We start from the raw sequence: 14,474 nt of genomic DNA on the forward strand, positions 1-14,474 counted from the left end.
CCACCGAAGATTGGCTACGACCCTCGATAACGACCGCGGTGATGACCAGGCGAGCCTTCGACATCCACTTAACGTCACGCCGTCAAGCTATTCCGATGTCTTGACACACCCCATTCCTATGTCCTGAAGCATCACACCGTCGCCCGCTCCACTGAACCGCCCTACCTGGGTCGTTCTTGCTGGTCGACCCACTTTCGCCCCCGCTTGGCGGCTCGGGACAGCGCGCCGATTTCCCCGAGGTACGAGGCCACCGCGCCCAGGCCCGGCAGCATGGCCACATACCGGAACGGCGCTCGCGGGTGCGGCCGCTTGGCGAGCTCGTCGCCGACGGCGTCGAGGACTCCGACCAGCTTCCACACCGCTGAGGCGATGCCCTGTGGGGTGAACGGGATGGCCATCGCCGCTCGGTCGGGGTCGTGCACCACGACCGCCAGATCCCGCTCGCAGAGCACCGAGGCGAGCATCCGAGTCTGCCGCCGGTAGTCGGTGACGCCCAGTTCGCGGGCCACGGCACACAGCACGATGGCCTGGTTGGCGAAGCCGAGGAGATCCTGGATCGGCAGTCGTCGTCCGATGACTCCCAGCAGGCCGGGCACGGCCACCACGACGGTGTTCAGGGCACCGACGCGCCACACCCACCACGCGATCCGGTCGTCGGTGTCCAGGTCGTCCCACGCCAGGGTGCCGGGCACATCGGCCGCGTTGAGGACCCGGGAGACGACGTTCGGCGGCTCTTGCCGCTTGATTCCGAGCGGGTCGGTCCACCACAACACGTCGAGCAGCGGATTGATGACCGCGACGGCCCGGCCCAGTGCGTCTTCGACGTCGGAGTCGGCGAGCGCCACGTCGGGGGTCGGAAGCAGTTTCACCGTCCCATCATGTCCAATTCGGGGAGTGCCCAAACTGGACTGACGGATGCGCAAATATTGTTCGGGAAATCAACTCCGGGTGGATGCGCCGGTGTCATGATCGATTCGCCGTAGGGGCCGACGACCAAAGGTGATGATGAGCCCAGATCTCCAGAGCAGGGTTGTTCGTCCGTATGCCGCGGCGGCCGCCGCCGGAATCCTTGCTCTCGGTCTGGTGACAGCGCCGCCGAGTGTCACGCCCCCTCGCAATGAAGTTCACGCGGTCGCATTGGCGTCCGTCGATGTGATCGACCTCAGCGCCGTCGTCGAGACGGCGGCGCCCCGGCCGGCATCGGCGAGCCAGACCGCCAACGACACCACCGCGCCACCGGACTTCCTCGCGTTCGCGGCGTCGATCCTGGAGTACCTCAACAGTCTCGGTCTGGGCGCCGGCCCCGGTCTCGCGGCCATCGGGCTCAGCGGCCTCGTCGTGGCCTTCGCCGCGACCGCCTACGCCTGGAATGGCTTCGCCAACCTCGTCAATCCGGTGCTGCGGGTCTTCCACGTTCCGAGAGTGCCGAAGTTCCCGGTGTGTTTCGCCGGGCAGACATGCAGCGGCTCATCGCCGGCGCAGGCGCGGATCAAGCCGGCCAACCGTGTCGCGACACCCACCCGGGCCACCGGCAGCACCGGCCGCTCCACAGCGTCGAGCGGCCGTACGACTCCTTCCCGTGCGGCCGCGAAAGTTCGCGGCGCCAAGAAGCCGACCCCGTCTGCGACGGCGAAAGCCGGCAAGGCCGGCAGCAAGCGGGCCACGAGCGCCGCAGCGGGTTGAGTTGGTCAACCCGCCGGCGGCGGAGCGATGGGCGTCAGCGCTATCGGCAGCCGATGCGTGCCGGGACCCTCACCCGGGCAGCCGGCTCCGCCGATGATCAGGGTGCGCTCGCCGGCGAAGCTGCCGTCGGGTTTCGGAACCCAATAGTCGGAGCGTTGCGCCATCACGACGCTGGTGGGGTCGTTGCGGTCGCAGAAGTACGGGTACTCACCGCTGGTCTCCCAGCGCTGACCATTCCATCGGTAGTCGTATGACATTGGCGCGCCCGGATTACGGGCATGATCGTCGGTGTTGTCGAGGGTCGCGACGCAGCCGCCGGCATCGCAGTGGGTGGCGAACGGGACCGGGAAGGTGATCGGGTTCATGGGTGTGGGCACCCCGTTGAACGTCTGCTTCGAGAAGTCGATCAACAGGTTGTAGTACCCGTACAAGGGTGGCGGTTCAGCGCGATCCGCGTGCGCGGCGGCCGGAGCCATCGACAGTGCGGCCACTGTCGCCGCCGCGAGGCCCAATTTCGACATGGTCATTTCTGCTCCAGGTTCGCCGACACACCGGTGGTGTCGATGACCCGCCGAGCGTAAGCATCCATCTCGCCCCGCAATGCGGGTTGCGCGCGACCGGCCTACGGGGCGCCGGCGCCCGCGTTGCCGTTGTGGCTGCCGGGCGTGCTCCCGACGCCGACGCCACCTAATCCGGCCGGACCACGGCCACCGCCGGGTCCACTGCGGCCGGTGCTGCCACCGTCGCCGCCGATGCCGGTCCCCGGGATCGACTGAGCGTTGCCGCCCTGGCCGCCCGCGCCGCCGGTCTGGCGGATCCCATGGCTGTCGCCGCCGTTGCCACCGTGGCCACCCGTGGCCGTGCTGGTGACGACATTGCTGCCGGCCGCACCGCCGGTTCCGCCATCACCGCCGCGGCCGGTGATCCGTCCGCCTTCTCCCCCGGTCCCGCCGTCGCCGCCGAACGCATTGCCCTTACTGGAGCCGCTTCCGCCGGCGCCGCCGGCGCCGCCGCCTCCGACCGTTCCCGCGCGGCCGCCATTGCCGCCCGCTCCCCCTCGGGCCGTGCCGGTTCCGGCGTTTCCCGTGCCGCCTTGGCCGCCGTCACCACCGCGACCGAACACCCCGGCGTTGCCGCCCTGCCCTCCGAGACCACCGTTGCCTGCACCGGTATCGAGGTTTTGACCGGTGCCGCCGTTGCCACCCTTACCGCCGTTGCCGATCAGCAGCCCGCCGTTACCGCCCTTGCCGCCTTGACGACCGACGGATGCGGTTCCCTGCGTGCCGGTGAAGTCGCCGCCTCGGCCGCCGTCGCCCCCATTGCCGAACAACCCAGCGCTGCCGCCGTTGCCTGCCCGGCCATTCTGGACGGACTGCAGCCCGTCACCACCGCGCCCGCCGTTGCCGAACAGCATGCCGCCGCGCCCACCGTCCTGGCCGGTCGCACCGTCGAACCCGTTGCCTATCAACAACCCCGCGTCGGGATGCGCAGCAGTTCCGTTACTGATGTAGACGGCGACGAACGCGCGGATCTGGCCGGCGATGGCCTCCGGGGTCGGCAGCGCCGGCACCGCGGCGGCCTGACGGTGTCCACCGGGGTGCACACTGCTCACGCCGGGATGGAAGGGGACCACCAGGCTCGGCGCCGAGCTGACCGTCCGGACCCGCCTAGGTGTGCTGGGCGGTGCCGACTCGGTGCGAGATTCGACCACCTCGGCAATCGATCTCTCTGTGCCTGAAGCTGTTTCACCAGTGGCCGCGATCAGCCGGTTGGGTGCGGGCGGCGCGGACTGGTGATCCAGCGATGCGGCCAGAGCAATCGGCCGGGTGTGCAACACAGGCGCTGCGGCGGGCGGATCACCGGGGAAATGCAGTGCGGCCGTGGCGAGTACATTCATCGCCGCTACTGTGATCATCCTGGTTGCGGCATGCGCCATCGCCCCGACCCTTCCGTGGGATTCGTCTTCGTTGACTCCTCGGTTCACGAGAGGGACGGTAGAGATGGTTCACAGCGATTTAGTGATCTGCGTCACACACTATGTCAACCGCCGGTTCCGTTGTCGAGACCGAGATGGGTGGCGAAATACCAAGGGATACCGACCCGTTGAGCGACGGCGGTGCCAACAAGTACGACCAGACCGACGACCAATGCGGTGGCGCGAACCTTCGACTTCATCGGCGCAAGTGCCAGCAACAGGAAGAGCGGAACGAAACCCCACTGCGCCCACATCAGCACCCGCTTGGGCGTCTCGGCCGCTCGGTCATAGTCGGTGAGATGCGAGTCCGGGAAGCCGGCGAAGTACAGATCATTGGCCGCCAAGACAGCCAACAGAACTGCGGCAACCGCGCTGACCGCGCACACCACCCGCAAGGCGATCCCTCGCCCCCGACCCGGCATCACATACTGCGCTGCCATGACCGGTACACCACCCGGCCGACCGTCGCCGGATCGGGCTCGGGTGCATTGACCGACACACCCAGTCCCGAATAATCCTCGAGAGCAAGGACTTTCCGAAGCGCGGATGCCACGTCACCATCAGCATCCTTCTCGGGATACTTGAAATAGCGGGTGTGCGCGAGCCCGGGGGTCAAGCGTTCGGGGAGACTGCCGCTGACCGCGATATCGCGGACGCCTGTTCCGAACAACGGCGCCAGCGCCCCGCCGAACCAGTCGCCGCGAATAGCGCCCCGCCGCACCGGGAACCAGATGTTGCTCCAGCGGGTCACCGCGAATGGCGACAGCCCACCCACCGTCGTCGAATCCGCGGACTCCTCATCCAGCGGTGGACAACTACACACCACACCCCGACGGATCAGTGAGCTGAACAGTGCGTGCCGCCTGTCGACGCGACCGCAGCCGCCGAGAATCGGCGGCCGGGCCACGAACAGGTCGGCCAACGCCATCGGCGTTCCCATGGTCACGAAATCAGTTATCCGCCATGGGTTTCCCAGTCGTCGGAGGTCCTGCCACCGGGAGAACTGCTGGTGCTGAAACTCCTCGGTCGAGTCGCCAACCTCCGTCGACCAGCTCGGCGCCGGGCCTGGCGCGGCCCGCAGCTCGTGCAACTCGGCCCACAACTCGGTGAGGGCGTCATAGGCGATGTAGCCACCGATGCCGTGCCCGACCACGACCACTCGCGCATAACGCCCTTGGTGCAGCGTGTACAACAGGTCAACGAGCCCGCCGCGGATCGCGCGCCTCGCGGCGTGAGATTCCGGTGCGATGTCGAAGTAGCGGGCGACGTTGACGAAGCCCGTGGTCAAGAAGCTGCGGGTCAATGCTCGCGGGAGAAGCCGGAACACGGCCAGCGCGACGGTCAGGACCACGACGCTGGTGGCGACGCCGATGATCCAGCCGGCCACCCCGGTGTGCAGGAAATAGCCTCCTACGACAAACAGCGCCACGATGACGGCCAATGGAATGAGCACCGTCAGCGCGACCACGCGCCAGATGCCGAACAACTGGTCCGGTACGTGGCGGGGACGCCGTAGCAACACCCGCGCCAGGGCGGGGATGAAGCCGGCGTACCGCCCGCTCATCATCAGAAACGACCAGTCGTACTCATAGAGATCGACGCCCGACGGCGCGGCGTAGCGGCGCGCCTCGTAGGAGTCGGTGATCTCGATCGGCTGCGGGGCGTACTCCCAGCGGCCACCGTGCGGTGTCAACGCCGTCTTGGCGAAATCGTCGAGGACGTCCATCGGTCGGCGTTCGAGCAAACCGTGCACGAACACCACAGCGGTTCGTACGGACTCGTCGGTGCTCATTGTCCTCCCGGGGACCGTGCGGCGGGCAGGTCAATACTTTGCCAAATGCCCACAGGATGTATATCGCGAAGCGCACGATAAGCCATGGCCGCTGTGGATTTCTGCGTGGTCGGGGCCGGCTTCGCCGGGCTGACTGCCGCCTTGCGACTCCGACAGGCAGGCCGATCGGTGGCGCTGCTGGAAGCCCGCGATCGGATCGGCGGGCGCACCTTTACCGTTGAGGGCCCCGAGGGTGTCTGGATCGACCGGGGCGGCGCGTGGATCGGACCGGGCCAAGATGCCATCTACGGCTTGCTGAAGGAGTTCGGCGTCGGCAGCTACAAGCAGTACACCGACGGTGAAGCCATGATGGTCGTCGACGGCAAGCACTATCGCTACGAGGGCACCATCCCGTTGACGATGAGTCCCTGGGCGGCGCTCAACATGGGTGCGGTCTTCCTCGATCTGACCCGACTGTGCAAGACGATCCCCCTCGAGGCGCCGTGGGAAGCCAAGAACGCCGACAAGCTCGACCGCATCACGTACGCCTCCTGGCTCAATGACCGCACACTGTCCAAGCCCGCACACGCCTTGCTGGAAGCGGCCATCGCCGGCTTGTACACATCAGCGGCGTCCGAGACGTCGATGTTGTTCGTACTGCGTCAGCTGGCCTCCGGCGGCGGGCCGTCCTTCGTGCTCGGCATCAAGGACGGGTCGCAGGATTCCCGCATCGTCGGCGGCATGGGCGCGGTGTCCGGCAAGATGACCGTCGCGCTCGGAGACTCGCTGCATCTGAATCAGCCTGTGCGGCGGATCACTCAGGACGACCAGGGTGTCACCGTCGAGAGCGACGGCATGACCGTGCGTGCACAACGGGTGATCGTGGCGGTACCGATGGCGATCGCCAGCCACATCCTCTACGAGCCGATGCTTCCGGTGGACCGCGCCTTCCTGCACCAGCGGGTACCGAGTGGTGCTGTGGTGAAGATCAACATCGTGTACGACGAGCCGTTCTGGCGACAAGATGGGTTGACGGGCCAGTCATTCGCACCCGGAACGCTCGCGACGCTGACCATCGACGCATCCACCGACGCACCCCGACCCGGGGTGATGTGTGTGATCACCGAGGGACCCGAAGGCCGCCGGTATTCGAAGATGGATCCCGACGCGCGCAAGAAGCAAGTGCTGGCCCATCTGGTGGAGCGCTTCGGCCACCGGGCCGCTACCCCGGTGGCCTACCTCGATCAGGACTGGAGCGTCGAAAGATATTCGGGCGGAGGCATGCTCAGCCACTGCCCCCCAGGTGTGCTCACCGAGTTCGGACCGGCGATCACCGAACCCTGCGGCCGAATCCACTGGGCGGGCACCGAGACGTCGGGGGTCATGCACGGCTGGGTGGACGGTGCGGTCCGCTCCGGAGAACGCGCGGCCAGGGAAGTGCTGGCAACGCAGGCCGACGAGGCTGCGCATGCGCCTAGCGCGTCCACGCCTCATCGGGCCGAAACTTAGTGCATTGGCGGGTAGTTCACGCGCCCCGACCTCAAGGCTGGAAGCCATTCCACTTCGGGTTGTAACCAAGCGGTTGCCACTTGGGATTGGAATGGCCCCCAGAGGCGGGCAGCGCGTGCGGAGCCGCGTAAATCTGGGCATTGTCCGGCGCCTGACAATCGGTCGATCCGCCGGTTGTGACGCAGGTCGAGTTACTCTCAGCAGCAGCTGAGACCGGAGCCCAGATGACCGCGGAAACCGCGATCGCGACCAGTGCACCTGCCAGTTGCTTCACCCTCTTAGCCATCCTGACCCTCCTTCTTTCCCGATGATTCGATCATACCCCATGGGGTATGGGAGGCATTCTGCTTGGGCCGAGCCGTCATCACCACCACCAATGCCCAGAACAGGCCGCCGCGCCCGCCGTTGCCGCCGATCTGACCGTCCCTCTGATGGGACTTTTCGGGTCGCCCGCTGCCGTGTCACAGGCCGGTCTACTCAGCGCGGCCGGCTACCACTTCGACTACTTCTGAACCTGCCGGCGGTAGGTCAGCTTGTCGAACTCACGGCCGTACTCGTCGACCGCGGTCACATCCATCTCACTCATCAGGTTGCCGGGCCGCACATCGACCCGGATGAAGGCGTAGTTGCGGAACCGCACCCTGGACCAGCCGACCGCTTCGGTCTGCTTGTGGCCGTCGGCCGTCCAGACATAGCTGTTGCCCACGAACGTATCCGGCGCCACATTGCCGCGGTAGCTCTCCGGTTCGCCGGGCTGGAAGTTGTACCGCGGCCGTCCCGCTGATCCCACCGTGTAGTAGACGGTGCCGTCGGTTTCCGGATAGACGATCGCATTGTCTTCGGCCGTCCGGGTCGGTGCGCCGCCCCGGATCGGGTCGGATCGTTCGAACACGTGGTTGTGGCCCTGCAACACCAAATCGACCTGGTACCGGTCGAACAGCGGCACCCACGCGGCCCGCACACCGCCGTCGCTGGCATGAGCCTCGGTGGTCGAGTAGGCACAGTGATGGAAGAAGCAAACGATGAAATCGATGTCAGGATCGGCCCGGTGCGCAGCCAAAGTCCTTTCTACCCAACCATTTTGCGTGCCGCCGGAGTAACCCCGGTTGGCGGTGATCTCATAGCTGACATCGTTGGCGTCCAGCGAGAGCACCGCGACGTTGCCATAGGTGAACGAATAGACCGACGGGCAGCCGGACGGACCGTTGCCCGGAAAATCGAGCCGCGCCAGGTGGCCGCCGTAGCCGTGCACCGGGTAGGCGGCTTCCATGTCATGGTTGCCGGTGGCGAACATCCAGGGTGTCGTCGAGGCGCTGGCCTCGATGGAGTTCAGATACACGTCCCAGACATACGGGTTGAACTTGTCGAAACCTTTGGGCGGTTCGCCCTTTCGGACGAATTGCGGCGGCTTGCCCGCACCGGAGGGGTCGGCGTAGGCGATGTCACCGGCGAGCACATGAAAGTCCGGGCGCGCCGCCACGATCTGATCCAGCACGTTGCCGGTGTGCGAGACGGTCGGATCGTTGTCGGATTTGTAATAGCTGTCGTCGTAGTCGCCCCGGGTGAGACCGGGCGGAGCCAGCGGTGTCTCGTCGGTGCCCTGGTCCCCCATCATGGTGAACCGGAACCAGCCCACCGCATCTCGCGCACTGGGCATTGCGGTCGCCGCGGAACGCACGTCGCTGACGAACCCGTCGTCGGTGCGCCACCGGTAGAAGTGCGGGGTACGCCCGGGCAGTCCGTCCACCGGCGCATGGACGTAGAACTGCTCGGCCGACAGCACCCCGCCGCTGCTGTCCGGGATCTGGGTCACCAGGTTGCGCACCTCCGCCTCGACCGTCGCACCCAGCCCGGGCGTCGGGCCGTGGTCGAGGAAGACCTTGGTGGCGCCTGGATTTCGCGACAACTGGCCGGCCAGGCGCAGCTGACTCGAGGCGTCGGTGCCGTAGCCGACGCGCCGGCCCGCCACCGCCAGCGGCGCATCTTGTGCGTATGCGCGGCGCCCGAACGGGGCGGCTCCCAGTGCCGCCACGGCTGCTGCCGCCGCCGACCCGCGCAGGAAGTTGCGCCGCGAGACCGGGCGAGCGCGTAGATACCTCTGATGCCATTCGTACTGCTCGGCCATCGTCATCCGGCTCGCAAGCGCCGGCGGAATGCCCGTATCGGGAATCTCCACATCAGGATCGTGACGTACGGTCCTGCGAGAACGCCAAACCGCCCGGAAAATCCACATGAACACATCCGCCGGCGTCAGCGCTAATTACAGGGTGGTTTCGATTCCGCTCCAATCGTCCTCACAACTTCGCTGGCTAACCTGGCCGCCGTAGATTCAGGCGATACCCGGCGGCCAGGAGGCGCGTTGAGCGACCACATTCCCATCGGCGGTGCGTGCGCCGCGGGTTTTGGCGCGGTGCGCGACGCTTTCGAGGCGAACTTCACCTCTCGCGCTGAGGTCGGCGCAGCGGTCGCCGTGTGGGTCGACGGGGATCTGGTGGTCAATCTGTGGGGCGGCTATGCCGATGCCCGCAGGCGCCGCCGATGGCGCCAGGACACGCTGGCCAGCGTGTTCTCCGCTACCAAAGGTCTAACCAGCACGTGTGTGCACCTGCTCGCCGATCGCGGCGAGCTCGACCTGCACGCCCCGGTCGCCCGGTACTGGCCGGAATTCGCGTCGAACGGCAAGCAGGACATCACGATCGCGGCGGTGCTCGGGCACCGCTCCGGGGTGATCGGGCCCCGCACCCGGATGCACTGGAGCGACACCACCGACTGGGACCGGGTTTGCGCCGACCTCGCCGCCGCCGAGCCGTGGTGGCCGCCGGGCACAGCCCAGGGCTACCACATGGTCAGCTTCGGGTTCATTCTCGGCGAGGTCGTCCGCCGGGTCACCGGGCGCACCATCGGCCAGTATCTGCGGACCGAGATCGCCGAGCCGATGGGCGTCGACGTCCATATCGGTCTGCCTACCGCCGAACACCACCGCTGCGCGGAGATGATCAACAAGCCTCACATTCGCGATGTCCTGGCCAACGGCCAGGCACCGGGATATCCGACCTCACTCGCCGAGCATCCGATGGCCGGGATGGCCGTCGCGATGGGCTTCGTCCCGGATGACGAGCTGGGCTCGAACGAGCTCGAGCGATGGCGTGTCAGCGAGTTCCCGAGCACAAACGGTCATGTGTCGGCGCTCGGCCTGGCCACGTTCTACAACGGCCTCGCGCAGGAAAAGTTGCTCAGCCGCGATCATCTGGAGGCGGTGCGGGTCTCTCAGGGAGGCTTCGATCCCGACGTCGTGCTCGGGCCCCGGGTCGCCGATCACGGCTGGGGCCTGGGCTACATGCTCAACCAACGCGGTGTGGCAGGCCCTAACCTGAGCAGCTTCGGCCACGGCGGCTCGGGCGGCTCCTACGGGTTCGTCGACCTCGAGCACCGCATCGGCTACGCCTACGTGATGAACTATTTCGACGCCACCAAGTGCAATGCCGACCCGCGCAGCACCGCGCTCAGCGACGAGGTGTATCGCACCCTCGGTGTGCTCTGATGAGCTAATTCTCGTTCTCCGGAGCACTTTCACAGGATCGGTACTGTGGACGCCATGAACGGTGTGCTGGTCGTGCTCATCCTGGTCGTCATCGGCGTGATCGTGCTGGCGGTGGTGAGTTCATCGCGGGCCTCGGGCAATCGCAACGCGGCCGCACTGGCCGACGCGAAGGCCGATGCCCGTCGGCTGATCGAGCGCCTGGGCGGCCAGGTGCTCAACCTGTCCGGCAACAACGAGGCCGCCAGTCAAGCACTGGCCGACGCTTCCGAGCGGTTCACCGCCGCCTCCTCTCAGATCGATCAGGCCACCACCGCCAAGCAGGCGATGCTGGCCAAGGAAAGCGCCATCGAAGGGCTGTACTACGTGCGAGCCGCCCGCACCGCGATGGGTATGGATCCCGGGCCCGAACTGGAGACGGTGTCCGGCCAGAAGGCTGCGGGCGCGGTGACCGAGGATCGCAAGGTTCAGTTCGAGGGCCGCGAGATCGAGGCCTCCCCCACACCGAGCCAGCGGACCCCGAACTACTACCCCGGCGGTCGGGTCGCGGGCCGTCCGGTGCCGGCGGGCTGGTATTCCGAGCCGTGGTGGAAGACGGCCCTGGTGGCCGGCGCGTGGGGTGTCGGGTCGGTGCTGTTGTTCGACGCACTGTTCTCCGGCATGCACGGCGTCGACTACGGCGCTTCGGGATTCGAGAACGGCTTCGGTTCGGGTTTCGACCAGGGCTACGACCAGGGATTTGATCAGGGTCTGGACGCCGGCGGCCAGGACGGTGGCTGGGGTGGCGACGGCGGCGGCTGGGACGGCGGCGGCCTCGGCGACAGCGGCGGCTGGGGCGGCGGCGACTTCGGCGGCGGCGACTTCGGCGGGTTCGGCGACTTCTAGATCCGGCGGGCAGGAGCGTAGCGACCCGGGGAGTTAGATCCGGCGGGCAGGAGCGTAGCGACCCGGGGAATTAGATCCGGCGGGCAGGAGCGTAGCGACCCGGGGAATTAGATCCGGCTCTCCATCCGGGCGGTCACGCTGGCCTCCTGCAAGTCCAGCCTGTCAAGCATCGCACGCACGGCCTCATCGTCGATGCGTCCCTCGTCGCGTTCGGTGATCAACGCAGCACGTTGCGCGGCAAGCACATTGCGGTACAACGTGGAGAACACCTCCGCGCGAAGATTGTGCTCCTCAGGGTCGGGCATCTCATCGGCATCCTTGGAATGGCGGGCAATCCAGGTGCGGATCTCGGTCAGCACGTGCGGGTCGAGGCCCGCCGGCGGCTCCGCCTCGAACCGGGCCAGCACCTCGTCGGCGGCAAAGTGCACGGTCTGCTCGGTCTTGTAGGTCTCCTCGCGGTCGTAGATCCGGTCGTCCTCCCGCGAGGACAGATGCAGCCGGCGGATCAGCGGCGGCAACGTCCAACCCTGCAGCAGCAGGGTGCCCACCGCCACGGCGAATGCGATCGCCTGGATGGTGGCCCGTTCCGGGAACGGCTCGCCGCTGGCGACGGTCGGCGGGATACCGGCCGCGGCAGCCAGCGTCACCACGCCACGCATCCCGGTCCATGACACCACCACGTTCTCCTGCCACGTCAACGCCGTGTGGTCGATCATGGAGCGCCACTTGCCTTTTGGCTTTCCGGGTTTGCGGACGCCCAGTGCGCCGCGGCCGCCCTCGGGAATCGGCACACTCAGCCTGCGGTCGACGTGACGGGACAGCACACCTCGGCCGAACATCACGAACACCGAGAGTGGACGAATCACGAGCACGATCGCCAGCACCGCCAGCGCGCCGATGCCGACCTCCGCCAGCGACTCGTGGGCGTCGCGCAGATCCTCCAGGACAAAGCGCAGATGCAGCCCGATATAGGCGAAGACGAACGCCTCCAGCAGCACGTCCACGGAGTGCCAGACGTAGCGTTCCTGCAGCCGGGTCTGATAGCCGGCGCTCAGGGTGCCGCTGCCGACGATGAACCCGGCGGCCACCACGGCCAGCACGCCGGAGGCATGGAATCGCTCGGCGGTGAGGTACGCGGCGAACGGCACGACCAGGCCTTGGATCGTCTCCAGGCTGGCGCTGTTGAGACGTTCGCGAATCCACAGGGTCACGTAGCCCAGCGCGACGCCGACCACCGGGCCGAGCAGCGCGCTGTAGCCGAACAGCAGCAGCGGGTTGGCGATGAAGACGTGGGTGCCGGCGATCTGGGCGACGGCGATCGAGAACAACGCGAGCGCGGCGGCGTCGTTGATCAGGCTCTCACCGGTCAGGATCGTCATCACCCGCTTGGGCAGGCCCAGTTTGCGGCCGACGGCGACGGCGGTGACCGCATCAGGCGGAGCGACGATGGCGCCGAGCACCAGCGCGGTCGCGAACGTCAGCGGCACCACGACCAGCCAGGCGGACACCGCCGCCACGGCGAACGCGGTGACCACGACCAGGCCCACCCCGAGGCCGAGGATCGGCTTGATGTTGCGTATGAACGCGGGAAACGAGAAGTCCAGTGCCGCGGAGTACAACAGCGGCGGCAGGACCACCGACAGCAGGACATGGGATTCCAGTTCAGGCGCGGTGAAGCCGGGCAGGAACGACGCGGCGATACCCACGACGACGATCATCAGGGCGGGTTCCAAGCCACGGTTCTTGGCGATCGCGGCGACGACGATGGCGCCGACGACGACGAGAATCAGTTCCATACAAGCATTCTCGCGGGTGCCGTCCGGCGGCGCTGATCACACCTGGCAGGTGGGGCACCAAAACACGTTGCGACCTTCCAATTCGGCGGTCAGGATCGCGGTCGCGCACACCCGGCAGGGCTCACCGGCGCGCCGGTATACGTAGGTGCGTGGACGGTTCGGGGCGTACGACGGCGCACCGTGATCGTGTTCGGGCCGCACCACCACGATCTTGCCGCGCCGTACGCCGACCTTCATCAGCGTGACCAGGTCGGTCCAGGCGTCGGCGAACTCGGCCTCGGAGATGTCCCGGCCCAGCCGGAACGGGTCGAGGTGGTGCCGAAAGAGCAGTTCGCTGCGATACACGTTGCCGACCCCGGCCATCACGCTCTGGTCCATCAGCAAGGCGCCGATGGTCTTGCGGGACTTGGAGATTCGGGACCACGGCAGCGCAGGGTCGGCATCCCGGCGTAGCGGGTCGGGCCCGAGCCGGGCGACGATGGCCGATACCTGCGCCTCGTCGAGCACCTCGCAGGCGGTCGGGCCTCGTAGGTCGGTACCCCACTCGTCGCCGACGATCCGCATGCGCACCTGCCCGACCGGCAGCGGCATCGGCACCGGCATCTCGGTGAAGGTGCCGTACAGCCCCAGGTGGACGTGCACGATCGGACCGCCGTCATAGTGGTGGAACAGGTGCTTGCCCCAGACCGAGGCGTGGGTGAACACCCGGCCGTGGACGATCGAGGCATCGGTGAACCTGCCCTGCGGACTCGACACGGCCGCCGGGGCGCCGGCGAAGCGGCGCTGGTGCAGCCGCGCGAGCCGGTGAAGGGTGTGCCCTTCGGGCACAGGTCAGGCCGGGGCGCCGGGCACCGGCGGCGCGACGTGGGTGCGTTCGTACTCGTCGAGGATGTCGATACGGCGTTGGTGCCGTGGCGCTTTCGACCAGGGGGTGGACAGGAACGCGTCGACGATCGCCAACGCCTCCTCTTGGGTGTGCATGCGTCCGCCGATGCCGATCAGCTGGGCGTTGTTGTGCTCGCGGGCCAGCGAGGCGGTCTCGGTGCTCCAGGCCAGCGCGCAGCGGGCGCCGGGCACCTTGTTGGCCGCGATCTGCTCGCCATTGCCCGAGCCGCCGAGCACGATGCCCAGGCTGTCGGGGTCGGCGACGGTGCGCACCGCGGCGGCGATGCAGAAGGCCGGGTAGTCGTCGTCGGCGTCGTAGCTGTAGGCGCCGCAGTCGATCGGCTCGTGACCACCGTTTTTCAGGTGCTCGATGATGGCTTGCTTGAGTTCGTATCCGGCATGGTCGGAGCCGAGGTAGACACGCATGGCCGT

At 67.3% G+C, this 14,474-nt stretch carries 14 protein-coding genes; 5 read left to right on the forward strand and 9 right to left on the reverse strand.

The features are described from left to right. Positions 1–161: 161 nt before the first annotated feature. Positions 162–869 (reverse strand): hypothetical protein, encoded by a 708-nt coding sequence (locus AB4879_RS00580; RefSeq protein ID WP_370505986.1) that lies wholly within the window; start codon positions 867–869, stop codon positions 162–164. A gap of 136 nt (positions 870–1,005) precedes the next feature. Here AB4879_RS00580 and AB4879_RS00585 point away from each other — a divergent pair, with 136 nt between their 5' ends. After that, positions 1,006–1,683: a hypothetical protein gene (locus AB4879_RS00585; RefSeq protein ID WP_370505987.1), complete on the forward strand. Its 678-nt coding sequence runs from the start codon at positions 1,006–1,008 to the stop codon at positions 1,681–1,683. Positions 1,684–1,688: 5 nt separating this feature from the next. Here the strand turns inward: AB4879_RS00585 and AB4879_RS00590 are convergent, their stop codons facing one another. The 4 genes from AB4879_RS00590 to AB4879_RS00605 form a co-directional block, all read right to left on the reverse strand. Beyond that, a complete protein-coding gene (locus AB4879_RS00590) occupies positions 1,689–2,204 on the reverse strand; it encodes a hypothetical protein (RefSeq protein ID WP_370506047.1) in 516 nt (171 codons plus the stop codon). 101 nt (positions 2,205–2,305) lie between these two features. After that, positions 2,306–3,580 carry a PGRS repeat-containing protein gene (locus AB4879_RS00595; RefSeq protein ID WP_370505988.1) on the reverse strand — a complete coding sequence of 425 codons (1,275 nt, stop codon included), beginning with the start codon at positions 3,578–3,580 and terminating at the stop codon, positions 2,306–2,308. Positions 3,581–3,723: 143 nt separating this feature from the next. Continuing rightward, on the reverse strand, positions 3,724–4,098 hold the full coding sequence (locus AB4879_RS00600) for a hypothetical protein (RefSeq protein WP_370505989.1): 375 nt from the start codon (positions 4,096–4,098) through the stop codon (positions 3,724–3,726). Beyond that, the gene (locus AB4879_RS00605; RefSeq protein WP_370505990.1) at positions 4,080–5,450 is read right to left on the reverse strand and encodes a hypothetical protein; all 1,371 of its coding nucleotides are present in this window, start codon (positions 5,448–5,450) and stop codon (positions 4,080–4,082) included. Before AB4879_RS00605 ends, AB4879_RS00600 begins: the two co-directional genes overlap by 19 nt. Positions 5,451–5,534: 84 nt before the next feature. Here AB4879_RS00605 and AB4879_RS00610 point away from each other — a divergent pair, with 84 nt between their 5' ends. Beyond that, on the forward strand, positions 5,535–6,938 hold the full coding sequence (locus tag AB4879_RS00610; protein WP_370505991.1) for a flavin monoamine oxidase family protein: 1,404 nt from the start codon (positions 5,535–5,537) through the stop codon (positions 6,936–6,938). A 332-nt stretch (positions 6,939–7,270) separates the two neighbouring features. Continuing rightward, the gene (locus AB4879_RS00615; RefSeq protein ID WP_370505992.1) at positions 7,271–7,450 is read left to right on the forward strand and encodes a hypothetical protein; all 180 of its coding nucleotides are present in this window, start codon (positions 7,271–7,273) and stop codon (positions 7,448–7,450) included. On the opposite strand, the gene AB4879_RS00620 is transcribed toward AB4879_RS00615, so the two are convergent. Next, complete coding sequence (locus tag AB4879_RS00620; RefSeq protein ID WP_102805791.1) at positions 7,441–9,171, reverse strand: metallophosphoesterase; 1,731 nt, start codon at positions 9,169–9,171, stop codon at positions 7,441–7,443. The genes AB4879_RS00615 and AB4879_RS00620 overlap by 10 nt on opposite strands. Before the next feature lie 138 nt (positions 9,172–9,309). On the opposite strand from AB4879_RS00620, the gene AB4879_RS00625 reads away from it, so the two are divergent. Together AB4879_RS00625 and AB4879_RS00630 are read left to right on the forward strand one after the other, a co-directional pair. Beyond that, entirely contained in the window at positions 9,310–10,479 is a 1,170-nt protein-coding gene (locus AB4879_RS00625) for a serine hydrolase domain-containing protein (RefSeq protein WP_370506048.1), read from the forward strand. A gap of 54 nt (positions 10,480–10,533) precedes the next feature. Continuing rightward, positions 10,534–11,361: a DUF1542 domain-containing protein gene (locus AB4879_RS00630; RefSeq protein ID WP_370505993.1), complete on the forward strand. Its 828-nt coding sequence runs from the start codon at positions 10,534–10,536 to the stop codon at positions 11,359–11,361. A 107-nt stretch (positions 11,362–11,468) separates the two neighbouring features. On the opposite strand, the gene AB4879_RS00635 is transcribed toward AB4879_RS00630, so the two are convergent. From AB4879_RS00635 to AB4879_RS00645, 3 genes are read right to left on the reverse strand one after another with little or no spacing between them, the layout of a single operon-like run. Beyond that, positions 11,469–13,157, reverse strand: a complete 1,689-nt coding sequence (locus AB4879_RS00635; RefSeq protein WP_370505994.1) for a cation:proton antiporter — start codon at positions 13,155–13,157, stop codon at positions 11,469–11,471. Between the two features lie 36 nt (positions 13,158–13,193). After that, entirely contained in the window at positions 13,194–13,985 is a 792-nt protein-coding gene (locus AB4879_RS00640) for an Fpg/Nei family DNA glycosylase (RefSeq protein WP_370505995.1), read from the reverse strand. Between the two features lie 3 nt (positions 13,986–13,988). Next, positions 13,989–14,468: a ribose-5-phosphate isomerase gene (locus AB4879_RS00645; RefSeq protein ID WP_102805716.1), complete on the reverse strand. Its 480-nt coding sequence runs from the start codon at positions 14,466–14,468 to the stop codon at positions 13,989–13,991. Positions 14,469–14,474 lie beyond the last annotated feature (6 nt).

The organism is Mycobacterium sp. SA01 (assembly GCF_041287105.1).
Lineage (GTDB): Bacteria > Actinomycetota > Actinomycetes > Mycobacteriales > Mycobacteriaceae > Mycobacterium.

Bases quoted from the DNA above. Each gene is read 5' to 3' on its own strand.
- AB4879_RS00585 (WP_370505987.1), top strand. From the start codon at position 1,006: ATGAGCCCAGATCTCCAGAGCAGGGTTGTTCGTCCGTATGCCGCGGCG.
- AB4879_RS00590 (WP_370506047.1), bottom strand. From the start codon at position 2,204: ATGTCGAAATTGGGCCTCGCGGCGGCGACAGTGGCCGCACTGTCGATG.
- AB4879_RS00595 (WP_370505988.1), bottom strand. From the start codon at position 3,580: ATGAATGTACTCGCCACGGCCGCACTGCATTTCCCCGGTGATCCGCCC.
- AB4879_RS00600 (WP_370505989.1), bottom strand. From the start codon at position 4,098: ATGGCAGCGCAGTATGTGATGCCGGGTCGGGGGCGAGGGATCGCCTTG.
- AB4879_RS00605 (WP_370505990.1), bottom strand. From the start codon at position 5,450: ATGAGCACCGACGAGTCCGTACGAACCGCTGTGGTGTTCGTGCACGGT.
- AB4879_RS00610 (WP_370505991.1), top strand. From the start codon at position 5,535: ATGGCCGCTGTGGATTTCTGCGTGGTCGGGGCCGGCTTCGCCGGGCTG.
- AB4879_RS00615 (WP_370505992.1), top strand. From the start codon at position 7,271: ATGGGAGGCATTCTGCTTGGGCCGAGCCGTCATCACCACCACCAATGC.
- AB4879_RS00620 (WP_102805791.1), bottom strand. From the start codon at position 9,171: ATGTGGATTTTCCGGGCGGTTTGGCGTTCTCGCAGGACCGTACGTCAC.
- AB4879_RS00630 (WP_370505993.1), top strand. From the start codon at position 10,534: ATGAACGGTGTGCTGGTCGTGCTCATCCTGGTCGTCATCGGCGTGATC.
- AB4879_RS00635 (WP_370505994.1), bottom strand. From the start codon at position 13,157: ATGGAACTGATTCTCGTCGTCGTCGGCGCCATCGTCGTCGCCGCGATC.
- AB4879_RS00645 (WP_102805716.1), bottom strand. From the start codon at position 14,468: ATGCGTGTCTACCTCGGCTCCGACCATGCCGGATACGAACTCAAGCAA.